This window comes from Agaribacterium haliotis, assembly GCF_002312815.1.
Taxonomy (GTDB): domain Bacteria; phylum Pseudomonadota; class Gammaproteobacteria; order Pseudomonadales; family Cellvibrionaceae; genus Agaribacterium; species Agaribacterium haliotis.
In genome coordinates, this window is sequence record NZ_NKQJ01000010.1 from 109,865 (window position 1) to 126,525 (window position 16,661).

At 50.5% G+C, this 16,661-nt stretch carries 12 protein-coding genes; 3 read left to right on the forward strand and 9 right to left on the reverse strand.

The window, feature by feature from the left end:
* Positions 1–655: 655 nt before the first annotated feature.
* The 3 genes from zigA to CFK45_RS12780 all read left to right on the forward strand — a co-directional run bounded on the left by zigA (position 656) and on the right by CFK45_RS12780 (position 3,268).
* Positions 656–1,867 carry a zinc metallochaperone GTPase ZigA gene (gene zigA / locus CFK45_RS12770; protein ID WP_096086833.1) on the forward strand — a complete coding sequence of 404 codons (1,212 nt, stop codon included), beginning with the start codon at positions 656–658 and terminating at the stop codon, positions 1,865–1,867.
* A 29-nt stretch (positions 1,868–1,896) separates the two neighbouring features.
* Positions 1,897–2,742 (forward strand): sugar phosphate isomerase/epimerase family protein, encoded by an 846-nt coding sequence (locus CFK45_RS12775; RefSeq protein ID WP_096086834.1) that lies wholly within the window; start codon positions 1,897–1,899, stop codon positions 2,740–2,742.
* Positions 2,743–2,842: 100 nt separating this feature from the next.
* On the forward strand, positions 2,843–3,268 hold the full coding sequence (locus CFK45_RS12780; RefSeq protein ID WP_096086905.1) for a TraR/DksA C4-type zinc finger protein: 426 nt from the start codon (positions 2,843–2,845) through the stop codon (positions 3,266–3,268).
* 52 nt (positions 3,269–3,320) lie between these two features.
* On the opposite strand, the gene CFK45_RS12785 is transcribed toward CFK45_RS12780, so the two are convergent.
* The 9 genes from CFK45_RS12785 to CFK45_RS12825 all read right to left on the reverse strand — a co-directional run bounded on the left by CFK45_RS12785 (position 3,321) and on the right by CFK45_RS12825 (position 15,682).
* Positions 3,321–4,166 (reverse strand): SDR family oxidoreductase, encoded by an 846-nt coding sequence (locus CFK45_RS12785; protein ID WP_096086835.1) that lies wholly within the window; start codon positions 4,164–4,166, stop codon positions 3,321–3,323.
* Between the two features lie 212 nt (positions 4,167–4,378).
* On the reverse strand, positions 4,379–6,625 hold the full coding sequence (locus tag CFK45_RS12790; protein ID WP_096086836.1) for a xanthine dehydrogenase family protein molybdopterin-binding subunit: 2,247 nt from the start codon (positions 6,623–6,625) through the stop codon (positions 4,379–4,381).
* A 21-nt stretch (positions 6,626–6,646) separates the two neighbouring features.
* The gene (locus CFK45_RS12795; protein ID WP_096086837.1) at positions 6,647–7,114 is read right to left on the reverse strand and encodes a (2Fe-2S)-binding protein; all 468 of its coding nucleotides are present in this window, start codon (positions 7,112–7,114) and stop codon (positions 6,647–6,649) included.
* A gap of 121 nt (positions 7,115–7,235) precedes the next feature.
* Positions 7,236–7,916: a nucleotidyltransferase family protein gene (locus CFK45_RS12800; RefSeq protein WP_096086838.1), complete on the reverse strand. Its 681-nt coding sequence runs from the start codon at positions 7,914–7,916 to the stop codon at positions 7,236–7,238.
* Positions 7,901–9,055 carry an XdhC family protein gene (locus CFK45_RS12805; RefSeq protein ID WP_096086839.1) on the reverse strand — a complete coding sequence of 385 codons (1,155 nt, stop codon included), beginning with the start codon at positions 9,053–9,055 and terminating at the stop codon, positions 7,901–7,903. Before CFK45_RS12805 ends, CFK45_RS12800 begins: the two co-directional genes overlap by 16 nt.
* Positions 9,045–9,464, reverse strand: a complete 420-nt coding sequence (locus tag CFK45_RS12810) for an iron-sulfur cluster assembly scaffold protein (protein WP_096086840.1) — start codon at positions 9,462–9,464, stop codon at positions 9,045–9,047. The genes CFK45_RS12805 and CFK45_RS12810 overlap by 11 nt, the downstream gene beginning before the upstream one ends.
* Positions 9,465–9,505: 41 nt before the next feature.
* Positions 9,506–10,783, reverse strand: coding sequence for an aminotransferase class V-fold PLP-dependent enzyme (locus tag CFK45_RS12815; RefSeq protein WP_096086841.1), 1,278 nt, complete (start codon positions 10,781–10,783; stop codon positions 9,506–9,508).
* A 217-nt stretch (positions 10,784–11,000) separates the two neighbouring features.
* The gene (locus tag CFK45_RS12820; protein WP_096086842.1) at positions 11,001–12,386 is read right to left on the reverse strand and encodes a DUF1552 domain-containing protein; all 1,386 of its coding nucleotides are present in this window, start codon (positions 12,384–12,386) and stop codon (positions 11,001–11,003) included.
* The gene (locus CFK45_RS12825; protein WP_096086843.1) at positions 12,386–15,682 is read right to left on the reverse strand and encodes a DUF1588 domain-containing protein; all 3,297 of its coding nucleotides are present in this window, start codon (positions 15,680–15,682) and stop codon (positions 12,386–12,388) included. The genes CFK45_RS12820 and CFK45_RS12825 overlap by 1 nt, the downstream gene beginning before the upstream one ends.
* Between the last annotated feature and the right edge of the window lie 979 nt (positions 15,683–16,661).

Sequence of the window (16,661 nt, forward strand, 5' to 3'; positions counted from 1 at the left end):
ATAAAAACAGTTAAAAAGCATTAGCCAGCTAAATAATAAAAACTAAACAATAAAAACCAAACAACAAAAAAAGCAATAAAAACAAAACGACAAATAAGATCAGAGGCACAAATATTTTTGGCTATTAAGCCGACTTAATAAAAACCATTAAGAGCGTAAAAACTGAGGGCCCCAAATTCAAAGCCAAAACCCAGCGCCCCAAAATAGCCTTAGGGAATCTGAGCAAAATGAAAACAAACAAGCTAAGACCTGCCTGGCCCCGAGACTAATTAAAAAACCAGTAACAAATGTAAAAGCCGCATTAATTTCCATGCAAGGCCATCTAAGGTTCACATGCCAACTCAAAGCAAGCGCTGTTATCAATTATTTTAAGTTGGCGGTTATCGCTGTTTTAAGTAGGCAGATATCACCGCTCAGCCCCCACTGCTCAACCCCCCACCGCTCACCCCCCAGCTTTAGCCAGCGATAGCGCCAAGTAAGTCGCCATCAGCCAGACTTGCGCCTGACATTTAGCTATGCCGTAAGGTCCAAGCCTTAACGCACCAAGCTTCCGTACCTGCCTTGCCTAGCGCTCCTTGCCTAGCACGCCTTGCCGACAAAAATGATACGTTATATCATAACGACATCGTATTCATTCCCAGTAGCGAGCACGGCTATGAAAGATCAAGCCCACAAACTCCCCGTCACCGTACTTTCGGGCTTCTTAGGCGCCGGCAAAACGACGGTGCTCAGCCATATTTTGAACAATCGCGACGGCAAAAAAGTCGCCGTCATTGTCAACGATATGAGTGAAATCAATATCGACTCAGCCATCGTACAAAACGATGTTTCGCTTAATCGCGCTGAAGAAAAGCTTGTTGAAATGAGTAACGGCTGTATTTGCTGCACACTCCGAGAAGACTTACTCGAAGAAATAAATAAGCTTGCCAAAGAGGGCCGCTTTGATTATCTGGTTATCGAGTCCACCGGGATATCAGAGCCACTGCCCGTCGCCGAAACCTTTACCTTTGCCGACGAAAACGGTGTTTCTCTGTCAGATATCGCCGAGCTCGATACCATGGTCACCGTGGTTGACGCGGTCAACTTTTTAAAAGACTACGACGAAGCAAAATACCTGCAAGATACTGGCGAATCGCTCGGGGATGAAGACGAGCGCAGCGTTGCAGACTTACTTGTTGATCAAGTTGAATTTGCCGACGTCATTTTAATTAGCAAAAGCGACCTTTGCAGCGCTGCCGACATAGAGCGCTTAACGGCAATACTCAAAACACTCAATACCCACGCCAAAATCCTGCCTATTGCTCATGGTCAAGTTGATACAAAACAGGTGCTGCATACGGGCCTGTTTGATTTTGATCGCGCCCAACAGGCGCCCGGCTGGCTTAAAGAAATGCGCGGTGAGCACGTGCCTGAAACCGAAGAATACGGCATTGGCAGTTTTAGCTATGTCGCCCGGCGCCCCTTCCATCCAGAAAAGTTCCACCATTTTTTACACAACACCGAGCACTACGGCAAACTTATTCGATCCAAAGGTTATTTTTGGCTCGCCTCTCGACCGGAATTTGCCGGCCAATGGAGCCAGGCCGGCGGCATTGCCCGCTATGGTTTTGGCGGTATGTTCTGGAAAGCCGTACCTAAAGAAAACTGGCCCGAAGATAAAGACTACCTGGATTCCATTCAAAAGCAGTGGGTTGAGCCTTTTGGCGATATGCGCCAGGAGCTGGTATTTATCGGTCAGAATTTAGATAAACAAGCGATGTGCGCTGCGCTTGATCTATGCCTGCTCGACGAAGAAGAGTTATTACAGGGCAAGGCGTATTGGACATCGTTAAATGATCCGTTTCCACGCTGGGAACACAGCGCATAAATCACGCTAGTTTTATTAGGTCTAACACCATGAAGATCCAGTTTTTTTGCCCGCAATGGGGCAGTGAATCTTTGGCCTACGAAGATTTTTTTAACAAAGCCCAGCAAGCCGGCTACGACGGCGTGGAAATGGGCATCCCCGTAGATTCGATAAAGAAAAAACACATAGCCAACTGCTGCATTAAAACAAATATGCAACTTATTGCCCAGCAGGGCGAGGCCGGCCTCGAGAGTGATTTCGCCAAACACAAAGATTTATTTTTATCTTACCTAAACAACGCCATGGACCTAAAGCCGTTGTTTATCAATAGCCAAACCGGCAAAGATTTTTTCACCGAGGCGCAGAATCTGGAGCTTATCGACGCAGCTGCATCGTTAAGCAAAGATCGAGGCGTACAAATATCTCACGAATTGCATCGCGGGCGCTTTACCTATTCACCAACATCAATCCAGGCCTATTTGTACAAGCGCCCGGACTTAAACTACACCGCAGATTTTTCCCACTGGCTGACGGTTTCTGAATCCAGGCTCGATGCACCTCAGCAGCAACAGGTGCTCAACGCTGTGATTCCGCGCTGCGTGCATATTCACGCGCGCATTGGTTTTGAACAGGGCCCTCAAGTGAATGACCCCTCCGCGCCAGAGTGGCGTGAACTTGTTGATATCTATATCGCCTGGTGGCAAAAAATCATCGATACCCAAGTAGACAACGGTGCCGAGCAAATCAGCATTACCCCTGAATTTGGCCCCGGCCCCTATATGCCAAAGCTGCCCCACTCCCAGGCGCCAGTTAGCGATCAGTGGCAGGCCAACGTTTATATGATGAACTTGCTAAAAAACACACTGCGCTGCACACCTTTATCAAAAGCAAGCTAAGGCTAGATCAAAGGCCGCTTAAATGCTTGTCAAAGGCAAGCACAACGACAACTGCAACAACAGCAACAACAGCGCAGACTCGCCCCAACAAGGAACAAACATGGATAAAAAAGGTGCCGGATTGTTAAGCGAACAGCAGTTACTTGAAGCCCCCGAAGAAGACTATATGAATAGCGAACAACTCGCTTTTTTTAAGCATCTACTTCAGCAACTGCACCAGTCTACCGGCCTTCGAATTCAGCAAGCAAAGACACAAATGTCCGCCCCTATCAACTCGAGCGACCCCAATGACAGGGCAACAAATGAAGAACAATCAAGCATTGCGCTTCGCATAGTTGAACGAGAACAAAAATTACTGCCAAAAATACAGCAAGCGCTTGAACGCATCCGCCTGGGCAGCTACGGCTATTGCTTGGAATCAGAAGAGCCCATCGGTATTCGACGACTATTAGCCAGGCCAACCGCCGAATTTTGCGCCGAAGTAAAAGAGCTTAAAGAAAAAAAAGAACATCACTATCGAAGCTAAATGACTACAAGCGCAAGCTTTAGGCACATCCAAATGCCATATAAAGTACGGCCTACACCTTTAGCGACAAAAAATAACTATCCCAGCTCTGGTGCTCACGCCCAGCGGCTAATTGATAGTGGCTCGGGTTATCGGCCTTGCCCATGGCGATGCCCTGGTAAATACCGGCAATCACGGTTCCTAAGAATTTACCGAGTTCATTGATTCTATCCTGGCGGTATTTTTCAAAACTTACCGCATGATAAGCCAAATCAACATTAAAACGTTTACTCAAATAAGTGGCAAGCTCAGCCTGGCTCAAGCTTTGACCATGTAGGTTGTATATTTGACCGTTGTGCTTGTCTTCACTAAGCATTTTTGCGTAGGCGTAAGCGAGCTCGGGGCGGTTTGTGTAGCCGCATTTTTTATCGCCGGCACAATTGTAAATGCCGCCGGCTTTAACATAGCTGTCGAGATAATCAATATCCGGCTCAATATAAATACCGTTGCGGCCAATCACCCACTGTAAACCACTGGCTTTAATATCGGCTTCCGTTTGCCTATTGCTCTGAATCACCGGTGAAAAAGCCGTGCCAGCTTCTGCTCCTTGCACACTGGTATAGACAATTTTTTTAACGCCGGCATCTTTCGCCGCATCGATAACATTGCGGTGCTGGCCTATGCGCTTTTTTGGCTCACCCATGCCCGAAACCAATAGCACCGTATCAATACCCTGCAAAGACTGCTTTAAGGCTTGTTTATCATTGTAATCACCGGGCCGAACTTCAACACCGAGGCTCTGTACTTTTGCCGGCGTTCTCGCCAGTGCGATAAGGTCTTCACGGCTTTTAAGTTCACGTACAGCCTTAACAATGGCAGAGCCTAACTTCCCACTTGCTGCGGTCACTGCAATCTTCATTTTAAGCCTCTTTTTGTAGAGCCTGTTAACAATAATAAGTGTATACAATGGCCTTTTAGAGGGCCCGTGAGGGCGGGCTAAAATCGGCAAGGCATCGCTTATTAACTGAAGCCTAAAAAAAATAAACCCGCAGTTGTTTGTTGCGAAAACACTGCGGGCCTATTGATAGTGAGAACAAAAAAACACTCAAGTTTAATTAGTAGCTGTTCATATTAAACGATACCGTGCTTGACTAAAGGCAGGCGCCGGTAGCGCTTGCCGGTTGCAGCAAAAATAGCATTGCAAAGTGCAGGTGCTACCGGTGGTACACCGGGCTCACCGACACCACCTGCGGCAGGATCGTCAAAGTCCAAAATACTGACTTCAATCTCAGGGCTTTGATCCATGCGCAGCAGCGGATAGTTGTCAAAATTATCCTGCTCAACCACACCATTTTTTGCGGTAATCTCGCCGTAAAATGCCAGGCTCAATGAAAAAATAACCGAGCCTTCCATCTGCGAGTGCACCCGCTCTTTGTTTACCGCCGTGCCTGCATCAATCACCATCCACACCTTGTCGACACGGATCTTGCCGTCGACTTCGCTCACTTTCACGCAGCAGGCGGTATTGCTGACAAAACTTCGGTGCACACTGAGCCCCATGCCCTGCCCTTTGGGCAGCTTTTTACCCCAGTCGGCCATGTCTGCAACTTTATTTAAAGTCGCTTTTAAACGCTTGGTATTGTAGGGGTACTTTTCCAGGCTTTCGCCGTAGTTAAAAAAGTCTGTGCCCTCTTTGGCAAAGTCAATATTCCTGTCTGCACCAATAAAATCCAACCAGGCTTGTTTGCTATCGATCTTTAATTCGTGTGCGGCCTCATCAACAAATGAGCCGATCGCAAAACCGGTGCCGATATTGCCGACCGAGCGCATCCAGCCGTAGCGCACATGCGCATCGCCGGGGCCGCTGGTGCATTCAACATTGGCAACATCAAAAGGCATATCTTTCATACCCAGATTTGCTTCAAACTTAATGCCGCTGGCACCGGCTTCAAAAATTGAGCGAATGCCGGGGCCACTGAGTTGGTGCTGCCAGGCCGTCATGCTCTTATCATTAAAGCCCGCGCTAATACGCTGTAGATTACAGGCTTGATAATAACCGTGTTTGATATCGTCTTCGCGTGTCCAGATAACCTTGACCGGTTTGCCAACTTGTTTACTTAAATACGCAGCCTCTACCACAAAGTCCTGCTTACTTTTGCGGCCAAAACCGCCGCCGAGCAAAGTGACATGGGCTTTAACTTTAGCTTTATCAACACCGAGTTGGCTGGCAACACTGTCGACCGCCGACTGCGGGTTTTGGGTTGCCGACCACAATTCAACTTTATCTTGTTGCCAGTGGGCAGCCGCCGCTGGAGTTTCCATCGGAGCGTGGGCCAGGCTCGGCACATAGTATTCCCTAACCACACGTTTGTCGGCCTGCTTTAGCGCAGTTTTGGCATCGCCCTTTTGGCGGTGGGTAAAGCTGACCACATCGAGATCTTTTTCGAGCTGCTTTTCAAACTTGTGGCTGTCAAACTTGGCGTGAGCGCTGTCCGACCAGCGAATCGTTAGTTTGTCCCGCCCCTGCATTGCCGCCCAAGTATTTGTCGCAAGCACCGCGACGCCGCCGAGCGGTTTATACGCAACCGGTTCGGTAACAGCCTGCATTTTTATTACCTTTTTAACGCCTGGCACTTTTAGTGCGGCTTCAGCGTCAACTTCAATCGGCTCTGAGCCGAGCACCGGTGGGCGGGCAATCACGGCAATTAACATGCCCTCTTTTTGCACATCGATGCCAAATTCAGCGCGCCCGGTAACGATGTCCACACCGTCGATATTGGCAACCTTGTCACTGCCAATAAATTTAAACTCTTTTTTACTTTTGTATTTGAGCGTACTGCTATCGGGAACTTGCTGGGTTGACGCCAGCTCAGCCAGCTCACCAAAACTGGCTTGTTTGTTTTTGTAACGAAGTTTTCCGTCTGCAACGCTAATATCATCGGCGCTTATTTTCCAAAGCTGCGCTGCAGCTTGCGTCAACATATGTCTGGCCAAGGCACCGGCTTCGCGCAGGCTTTCATAAAACAGGCGCATTGTCGATGAACCATCGGTATTTTGGCTGCCGTATTTTGGGTCCCCCAGGGCTTGCACCAATTCTATTTGCTGCCAGTTAGCGCCGAGTTCATCGGCTACCACCATCGGGATACTGGTTCTTACACCCTGGCCCATCTCACTGCGATGACAAATAACCACCACGCGATCATCCGGGCTAATTTCTAGATACACACTCGGCGCAAATTTAGGTTTTTTGCCGTCAACACCGGCCAGTGCCTGCGGCACCAGCGAGGCGACCGGCAGCGATGCACTTAATATTAACGAGCCTTTGGCAGAGCCCAGAATTAACGAACGTCGACTGATATTCTCTAATTTCTTGTTCATCTCTGTGTCCTTATTTACTCGTTAAGATTTCACTTCAGTCGCTAAATCTGCGGCAAACTTAATTGCCGCTTTAATTCGGGGGTAAGTGCCGCAGCGGCAAATATTGCCCTCCATCGCCGCGTCAATATCGGCGTCGCTGGGTTTGCTGTTTTGCTTAAGCAGCGCTGCGGCATTCATCATCTGCCCGCACTGGCAATAACCGCACTGGGCGACATTTAATTCCTGCCACGCTTGCTGTACGGGGTGGCTGCCATCGTCACTTAAACTTTCTATCGTGCGAATATCCTGCCCGGCAACGGCGGCCAGCGGCATAGAACACGAGCGCACGGCCGCGCCATTTAGATGTACCGTGCAAGCGCCGCACAAACCTTTGCCACAGCCAAACTTGGTACCTTTTAAATTCAAAATATCTCGCAAGACCCAAAGCAAAGGCATGTTCGGGTCTTCGTCGAGCTCGTGCTTCTGACCATTGATAACGATACTAAGCATGTGCCATGTCTCCTATTAGGTTATGCCTCTATAGCTATTATTAACGTTGTTGTTTATTGCCCGCACGCCTCACTTAAGAACTGATGCGAAATACGCGCGGGTTTTAATATTTAGCTTAGCGCTACATCTGCTTAAGCTGTTTGCGCATTTGGCGCAAATCATCTTCGCTATCCAAATCAATCAGCGCCTCGGGCATGCTGTGCGCCAAGACCTGCGAGCGATTGTTTCGCAGTATAGCCGCCGCCCCTTTATCGCCGTGAAGACCTGAAAACAGCGCCAATTTGTGTTCGGCGCACAGCATCGGCGCCAGTAATAAATCCTGCTCTGGCGCATAAGCACAGGCGATCGCTTTCGATGATACGCACCAGCGCTGATACAGCGCCAAGTAGTCTTTGCTCTTTAAGCGCCACTGGTCCAACAAACACAGCATCAGCGCTGAGCGCTGTGCTTTGGCACAGGCCAGCGCCTTGAGCACACTGGTGGACATGCCCTGCTGCCAGTTTTCATTGAGTACACATCGCAGCTCGAGCCCATCTAGCTCCGCGCGCAATTTATCGGCCGAAGCGCCGAGCACAACGCTCAGCTCTAGCTTACATTTTCCTGCCAGCGCATTTTTTAAGGCCAACAGCTGCAAACACTTGTGCCGCAGCAAGCTGTGCTCGCCAACGGCAACCAGTGCTTTTTCCTGGCCCAAACGCCGCGACGCACCGGCGGCGAGTAACACCACCTGCAAGCTATCTACGCGCTTGCTCGTCTTTATTTGGCTGCTATCAGCGTTAAACGTTGTTAAATTTTCAGGCACGGTTTTAACTCAGAGTTCGATGCCGAAAAAAAGCGCTGTAACTCGGCGACAATAGACAGCGCGATCGCCTCTGGCCCCCGCCCGCCAAGGTCTAAACCTATCGGGCCGCGAACACGTTGCTCGCTTGTCTCCATGAGCGAGGCAAAATCGCGATCGCCATCGGCTGCAATGGCCTTTAATAGTTTTTGTTTGCGCGCTTTAGGCCCGAGCAAACCAATATAAGCAAGCTCGCTGTCTAAGCTCGCTGCCAACCACTGCTGATCGCGCTGGAGATTGTGGGTCATAATCACAAGCGCATCGGCTGCGGCGATAAGTGCCGGATCGACTGTTTTATCGAGTTTTGCATCTATTTGCTGCTTAAGGCCTTCAGATGCTTCTTTTTCCAGAACCTTGTTTTCTAGCGCTAGCGCTGAGTCCAACTCACCTAGCTGTTTTAAAGCATCAATCGCTGCCGGGCGGTGATCAACCACCGTCACCTGCCAGTGCATCGCCAAAAACATGCGTATTAACACATGCACATCTGGCCCGGCGCCGGCTAGTAATATGCGCTTGCTCGGCGCGGCGGCAATGGCAATATATTTATTCCACGTAAGCGTTTTTTCAAAGGCACTTAATGTTTGCTCAAAAAGGTTTTGATTAGCGGCATCTTGAGCACTCGGGCTTTGATCACTGCTTTGATCACTGCCCCGATCAATACCCTTACAAGTTAAATTAGTGGCAGCGATCGCAGCTTGTGCACGCTCAAGGTTTAAAGCGTAACAAGCGCCCTTACCCTGTAGTACTGCATTTAATAAATCGGCAAAATGTAGGTGATTGTTTTTTGGGCTCAGCGCCACAAGGGCAATATCTACCTGCCCTTCACAACCGGCGCCAAGCCCCCACAGCAGGGCTTCATCGCCGCGCAAGTCGTAACTTAAGTGCAGAAGCTCGTCACTTTGGCGCACTTTTTTTGCATGTAGAGCAATATCCGCCTCAAGGCAGCCACCACTTAATAAACCGTGACAGCGACCACTGGCTTCAATCAGCATCAGGCAGCCGGCTTTTTGATAGGTGGCGCCTTCAGTTCGGGTAATGCAGGCGAGCACATAGTCGCGCTTTTGATCAAAATGCCGAGCGAGTTCGGGCCAATTAGTTTGCATCAATGCCCCCCTTCAGATTTACAAAGGCCTGCCACGGCAGCAGAGCACACTGAATACGAATCGGATGGCGTTTAAGATGAGCCAGTGGCGCAAGCGGCTCAGGTACATTTTGTCTATCGTCAGCGAGCGCAGCTTCTAGTTCGGCGGCAAGCTGCTGTGCTTGTTCAAGCGACAGCCCCGGTAGTTGTTCACACAGCAAACTGGCCGAGGCGCGACAGACCGCGCAGCTGTCACCGTGAAAACTTAAGGCCTTAATTGTTTGTTGTTCACAACACAGCTGCAGGCGTATTTCATCGCCGCACACCGCATTAACAGCGCTGTGTTCAAGCGCATTAGGCAACTCAACAGCAAAGCCTGTCGGCTGCTGATGTAAGGCTAGCAGCTGCTGTTGATACAAGCTGTCACTCATAAATGTTTCACTCCACGCTCTTATATGCCAGCGCTGCAGCACTATTTGTTTTTATTAACAGCAAATAATTCATAAGCCAAATCAAGTGCGTTAAACAGGGCGTGAATATCTTCTTGCTGGTTGTACATAGCAAAACTTGCGCGCGCACTGGTGCTGACGGTGTGTTTCGCTACGGAATTATCTGCCGTTTTGTGCGCATAATAACGATGTAGCGGCTCGGCACAATGGCGCCCCGCCCTCAAGGCTATGTGATGCTGATCGAGCAAAGCGGCAATATCGTGGCTGTGAACACCATCGAGCATAAAACTGACAAGCAAAGGTTCGGACTTAGCTAAAAGTTCGCGCTCTATTAATGTTTTTATCCACGGCCGGTGCGCCAGCTCATTCCAAAAAACCTTGTTCAGTTGTTGCTGCTGGGTTTTAACTTGCGACCAGCCAATATGCTGCACAAAATTTATCGCGGCTTGAAGCGCAACAATGGCGGCAAGGTTGACGGTGCCGGCCTCAAATTTTTGTATGCTCTTAATATAATCCGCGCCCTCGGCACTGACCTTCACAACAATGCCGCCACCGAGCTTTACCGGCTGGCACTTTGCAAGCTTGTCTTCGCGAACATAGAGCACACCACAACCCGGGCCCGCATAAAGTTTGTGCCCGGAAAATACGTAAAAATCGCAGCCGAGTTTATTCACGTCAACGGCCATATGCGCGACAGCCTGGGCACCGTCAACCAACAGTGCGGCGCCGCAAGCTCTGGCGACTTTAGCGCAGGCGGGAATATCATTGACAAGGCCAAGCACATTGCTGACCTGGGTGAGCGCAACGAGCCGCGTTTGATTGTCACACAACTGCTCTAATTCTTGCACATCAATATAACCGCGCTTATCGAGCCCGACTACACGCAGCTCAGCGCCAACCTCGCGGCACAGACTTTGCCAAACCAAAAAATTTGCGTGGTGCTCGGCAACACTGAGCACAATATTGTCACCGCGTTGTAATTGCGGCCGCAGCCAACTGTAGGCAACAAGATTTAGCGCCTCGGTTGCGCCGGAACAAAAGGCAATGGTATTGGCACTGTCGGCATGAATAAACTTTGCAACCGCCTCGCGGGCCTGTTCTAGCAGCGCTGTCGCTTCAACGCTCAATTGATACAGGCCGCGCTGGCTATTTGCGTGTTCACAGGCAAGATAATAACTGATTCGCTCGATAACAGGCCTGGGCACAAGGGCCGTTGACGCGCTGTCGAGGTAGACGAGTTCAGGCCGCGTCTCGAAGGCGGGAAAAGCGTTTTTTAAATTTGATGTCGCAAGCAGATTCATCGCTAGACCTTATTATCACCAGACCTTAGCGCCCACGGATTAGACCACAAATACTAACACAGCCAAAGCGAGGCGACAGCGCCGGCAAAGAAAAAGCAAAAGTCACTTAACGCAAAAAAGCCGCAGCTGAACGCAAACAGCGGCGGCGGTAGATAAGTGCGGATTTTATATCCACACAAAACTTATTGTTTTAGTAAAAACCGCTTAAGCTGCGCCCTTAAAGCAAAAACCCAGGCAGCGCACCACTGCCAGTATCGAGCGAGCCAAAGCGCTGTACATCTTGTTGGTCAAAGGCGTGGCAAATACCCGTTAACAGACGGCCGTGACTTTCACCGCCAGCATTTAAAAACTGGCCGCTGTTCACCCGCCCACCGAGGCTGCCGAAGCTCAGATAAGGCATCGGCTCACGGCCGTGATTATTGCCAAGTGAAATCTCACTGCCGATCACCACTAAAGAATTATCCAGCACACTGCCACCGCCCTCAGCGCTCTCATCAAGCTTGGCAAGTAACGATGCAAACTGCTGCATATACCAGCGGGTACCGGCTTCGTAAGCAAAAAACTCATCGCTGCCTTTGTGTGCGTGAGACAGATCGTGATGGCCCTGAGTAATCGGCTTGCCATCGGCACCGTTTAACCAGTTAAAGCGCACATTGTTAATCGCCACCGAAAACTGCAGGCTGCAAAAACGTGTTAAATCACAGCGCAAACACGCGGCGAGCAAGTCGATCATCTGCTCGGCGACAAATGGCATCATGTCGTTGGCATCGTAATCGATGTTGTTCGGTTTTTCAGGCAGCACACAGCTGCCGGAAAAACTCGCCTCATTGCGCATCTCGGTTGCACGAACGGCATCGAGGTGGGCTTCAATCTTAGTTTTATCGGCGGCTCCGACTTTATTATTGAGTGTTTGTAAATCTTGATAAACCAAGTCCAATACACTTTTGCGGCGCTCGCGCAGGGCAATAACTTCGGGGCTATCGCCCGACACCCCCATAAATATGCGATCAAACATTTTTATCGGGTCGCGCTCTGCGACAATCGGCGACAGCGCCGAGCCGTAAATATTCACGCCGTTACCACCAGTGCCACCGCGGCTGGCGACACCAAACTGCAAACTGCTAAACAGCGTTTGCGGCTTTAAGCGCTGCACCAAAAACTGATCGATCGACGGGCCGTCGGCAAGGCCGTGCTCGTCGCCACCTGCGAAGGTTTTGGCTTTGGCCCCTGTCCACATCGAGCACATGCCGCCGAAGTGGTTGTTGCCATCGGTGCGCAGATGCTTTAACTGATCAAAAATAAGCATTTTGTCTTTAAACGGCACAAATGCTTGGTGCATATGGTTATTTAATTCAAAGTTGCGAGTGCTGCCACTGGGGCGCCAGTGATCGTAGAGCATGCCGTGATTGTAATTGCACAGAACCAAACGCTTAGGCGCTTCATCATTGGCGTAGGCGCGCTCTATCTCAAGCAGCGGTAAAAACGGCGCCAATGCCGAACTCAAGCCAGAGCGTTTCAAAAATGCACGGCGCGCCGTATTAACACCTTGAACGCGAGCCAGTAATTTTGGCTTTAAATAGTGATTAATCATCGAAAATTTCATTATTTATTGTCACTGCTCGTCCGGGTGGTCTTAAACGCTCGCGATTTGACGATGTCGCGCATCAGTGCATTTAAATCGCCGCCACTTAAATTAAAGTTTTCAACCAGGGCATCAATCTCACAGTCGTCCTGCGGCTCCATGCCCCGGGCCAAGGCGTAAGTCAGCCAGTTTTCAACAAAACAGGCCTGCACTTGCTGGCTGCTGGCAAGCTTATCGGCAAGCCCGCCAACACCGTGGAAACTGCCGTTAACATCGGTGCCAATCAGCTTGCCTTCAACGTCAATTGCCAGGCCAAACTCACTGTCGCGATAGGCGCCAACCGCGTCGTAGTTTTCAAACGCAAAACCGATAGGATCGATCAGCGCGTGACAGCCGGCGCAGGCGGGGTTACTTGAATGCGCGGCAAAACGTTCGCGGGTTGTGGCGTTTTCATCGATGTCGGGCTCGGCGTCGTCAACATCTGGCGGCGGTGGCGGCAAGTCCTGACAGAAAAAGCGATTGCGAATAAATACACCGCGCGCAACCGGCGAAGTCTGGCCACTGTGCGCATAGGTGCTCATCACCGCCGGGTGTGTCAACACACCGTGGCGCAAGCCTGCAGGCAGCGCTGCGGGGTTGTCGGCATCGCTGAAGACGCCGTATATGTTCTGCAGCGCGGTATTTTCAGTGCGCGTTTGCCCCGGCTCGTATAAGTCAAAGAAACTTGGCGTATCGCCGCGGTAAATATCGTCGATATAAGCCGAGAAATCCTCAAGCATGGCCACTGCGACCTCTTTGGAAAAGTCGGGATACAGCTCAGCAATTTTCTCGACGCCGGCAACGTCATCAACCCCTAACCACTGCACATAAAACCCGGTAATGCGCCGCTGCGCTCGCTCGTCAGCCAACATGCGCTCAACCTCAGCACCGTAGATATCGGCATCGCTGAGCTCGTTTTGTTGCGCGCGCTGCATAAGTTGTTGGTCGGGTGTTGTGCCCCATAAAAAGTAGGCCAGCCGGGTGGCCAATTCGTAATCACTTAAATCGACGTAGTCGCCCGCCAAATATCCAGCTTCATTGGCGCTGCCCTCGTAGCGGTAAATAAAATTCGGCGATGCAAATAAACTGGTCATTAATGCGGTGTAGGCCTGCTCGCTGCTGCCCGAGCTGCTTCGCACTTGTTTATACATATCAAGCAGGCGAGTTTTTTCATCGCCACTTAAATTGCGGCGGAAAATTTTAGGGGCGAGCTCACTGACATAGGCATCCATACAGCGATCTTCATTGCCGATGGCGGGCGTGATGCGCATGCCCGAAACAATGGCTTCAAAACTGCCATCATTTTGCTGCGCGGCATCGCAGCGCGAGGCGCCACACATGCAAACACTGTCGGCCGCTGAACTGTTGGCGCAGTCGCTGGCCGCCGGCCAGCGAGAACTGCATTCAGAGGTAAAATTGCACTGGTCTGCGCCGGGCATAAAGGCTTTATTTGCCGGCACAAACGCCAGGTTCAGCTCACCATCGTCGACCCGGATTTCAAAACTTTCATTGTTGATATTAAATTTATTAACCTTGCTTAGTATGTCGTGCGAATCGAAGACCAATTGCCCCTCGGCATAGACATTAAAGATGCGATCACCGACATTGTCGTACTCAAGCTCGGTGAAATGCAGCATGATGTTGTAATCACCGGAAGCCACTGGCACGGCGTAATTAAATTCACCGACACGCGCCGTTCCATAAATAATCTGGGCACCGGTACCGGGAATAGATTGATCGGTATTTATTTCGCGCCCACCGTCAACGTAGTTGTCGGCGATGTAGTGCACCCCGCCAAATGGCTCGTAGATCGGCCCGGCTGAGTTGATTGACAGCCGCTGACACGCTTCGGGCATCGGGCCGTTGTCGTTCAGCTCAGTGGCAATGTATTCGGCCATCAATAAATATTTTTCAAAGTCAGCCTCGCTCATAGGCAAGCTGCTGTTGCCATCAAAAAACTTGGATATTTTTTCATCGCCGGGCAGCGAAGATAAATTCGCAGACAAATCCAGGCCAACTAAGTCTTTTACCGATTGACTGTACTCAGCAGCAGTCAGGCGCTGCAGTGGTGTCTTACCTAAAACTAAATCACTTGCACACGACAGCGGCTCGGTTTGAATTTCTTCAACTAGAGTAAAGGTAATTTTGTCGATATTTACTGCGTTAGCGGCCTCTAAACCCGCAACGACATCGGCCACTTCGGAGCTCACCAGAATAACCTTGCTGACCTCGGCAAAACTTGTGTCGAAATCACCGGTATTGAGCCCGCTAAACGTCAGCGTTTCATCGCCAACACGAATATGCAAACCGCGATTGACCGCGCTCGAATAACGCACACTGACTTCATAGACACCCGGCGTTTCAAAATGCGTTTGATAAAAGGCAATTTGGTTGCCTTTGCCTATGTGTGTGACATAACTGATGCCATCGGTGGTCCTGACTCGAATATGGCCATTGCTGCTTGGGTTGAGATCACCTTCGAGCGTGGCGTTTTCTGCCTCTAATACAACACTGTGTTTTTCACTGGGCGTTTCGCCATTAAAACCATCGAAGTTCAGCAGAATGTAACTCGCCAACTTCGCAGCGCAATCGTCGTCACAGAGCATGGCATCGGTGTAGGGCATGGTATCGCGAATTTTTATGCGCAGCCGATCAAGGCTGGTACAGGTATCGCAGCGCTCGGCTGTCAGCGCATCACCGGAAACAACATTATTGCCTTGTTCATCGCCGTGGCACGCTTGACACTGCTCGGCGTACAGCGCTTTGGCCTGACTAAAATCCGGGCCCGGCGACGGCATTGGGCTTATTGCAGGGCTGGCGAGCGGGCTGGGTTCCACGCTGACTACTGGCGACGGCACAGGCTTTGGCGAAAACTCAGGGCTGGGCACAGTACTTGGCTGTGGGCTCGGTTCGGCGCTTGGCAATAAGCTCGGCACTGGGCTTGATAGCGGGCTTGATACTGGGCTTGGACGCGCACTGGCCTGGCCACTGGGCACAGGCTGCGGCGCACTGCTTGCAGCGCTCGACGGCTGAGGCTCAGGGCTGACAATCGGCTCAGGACTGTCCCCTGGCTTAGGGCTGTTGTCGGGCTCAGGGCTGACAACTGGCTGCGGTGTAAAGCCCGGTATCGGTGTTGGTGATAATGCTGGTGTGAGTGCTGGCACGGGTGTCGCCGACGTTTGTGTCGGCGGAATTAAAGCGCTGCCATTTTCGGCAACACCGCCGCATGCACTTAATACCAGGCAGCAAAAAAAGATAACTAGGTAGTGGCGAAACACAGTAAACCCTGTCGTTATTAATTGACGTAAATGCAGCGCGCAAAAATAAAATGAGAAAAATACAGAAGCAGCCTGCCCGCTGTGCAGCAGATAAGTGCCGGGCGCAGGCTCAAGCAAAAATATCTGTTACAAAAACAAGACTTAGTACGCGCGTTAACATGCATGTATCCCCTCGCCTGACATCTTAATGATGCAATGCATACCTTGTGCGACCTGGATCGCAGAATAAACAGCGGCGAATAAAAAGCGGACAAACGGCAATTTAAACGCCAGAAATAACAACAGCTACACAATAAAAAACATCAGTGATTTGCCCAAGATAAAGCTCACAAAACACGCAGGGCTAAGCTGTATAACGCCAGTATTAAGCAGGCGAAAATGAAAACGTTTACTTTTCTGTACCCCAAACAGCCCAGAAATAACTCAGCAAAAGGCTAATACAGCTCAGCGCTGCTCACACAAATCAGCCCAGCGCAGGCGCCCCTGAATAAAAGTACAAACAAGCCGTGGGCAAAGCCCGGATAAAGCAGCAATGCTGTTCACTTAAGTGCAAGCGTCCCGGAACGAAGCTGACGCGGGCTTTCTTGGGGTGTAAACCCTCGGGGCTCCTGCCCTCGACCTTTCAGGCGCCTGCGGCGGTTCAAACTTTTCCTGAAAGTTTGTCGCCGCCGCATCCGGCAATTGCTCCTGCATTGCCCTAATGAGCTACATCCATGTAGCAACCTTGCGGCAGAGACTCAATCAAACCCACTTCAACTTCGCTCCTACCATCTCGTTACATCATTAAGTGAACAACATTGCGGATAAAGCGGGCAAAACAAAAACCAAGTAAGCCATAAAACCTACGTATACATTGCTATACTCGCCCGGCGCATTGGCGTACAGGGCCTGGCTTGCCGAGGGGGATTGCTCGCGAGGATTTGCGGGGAATGATATGTGCAGCTAGCCGCTTTATTTTAATCAACGGTTCCAAGGATTA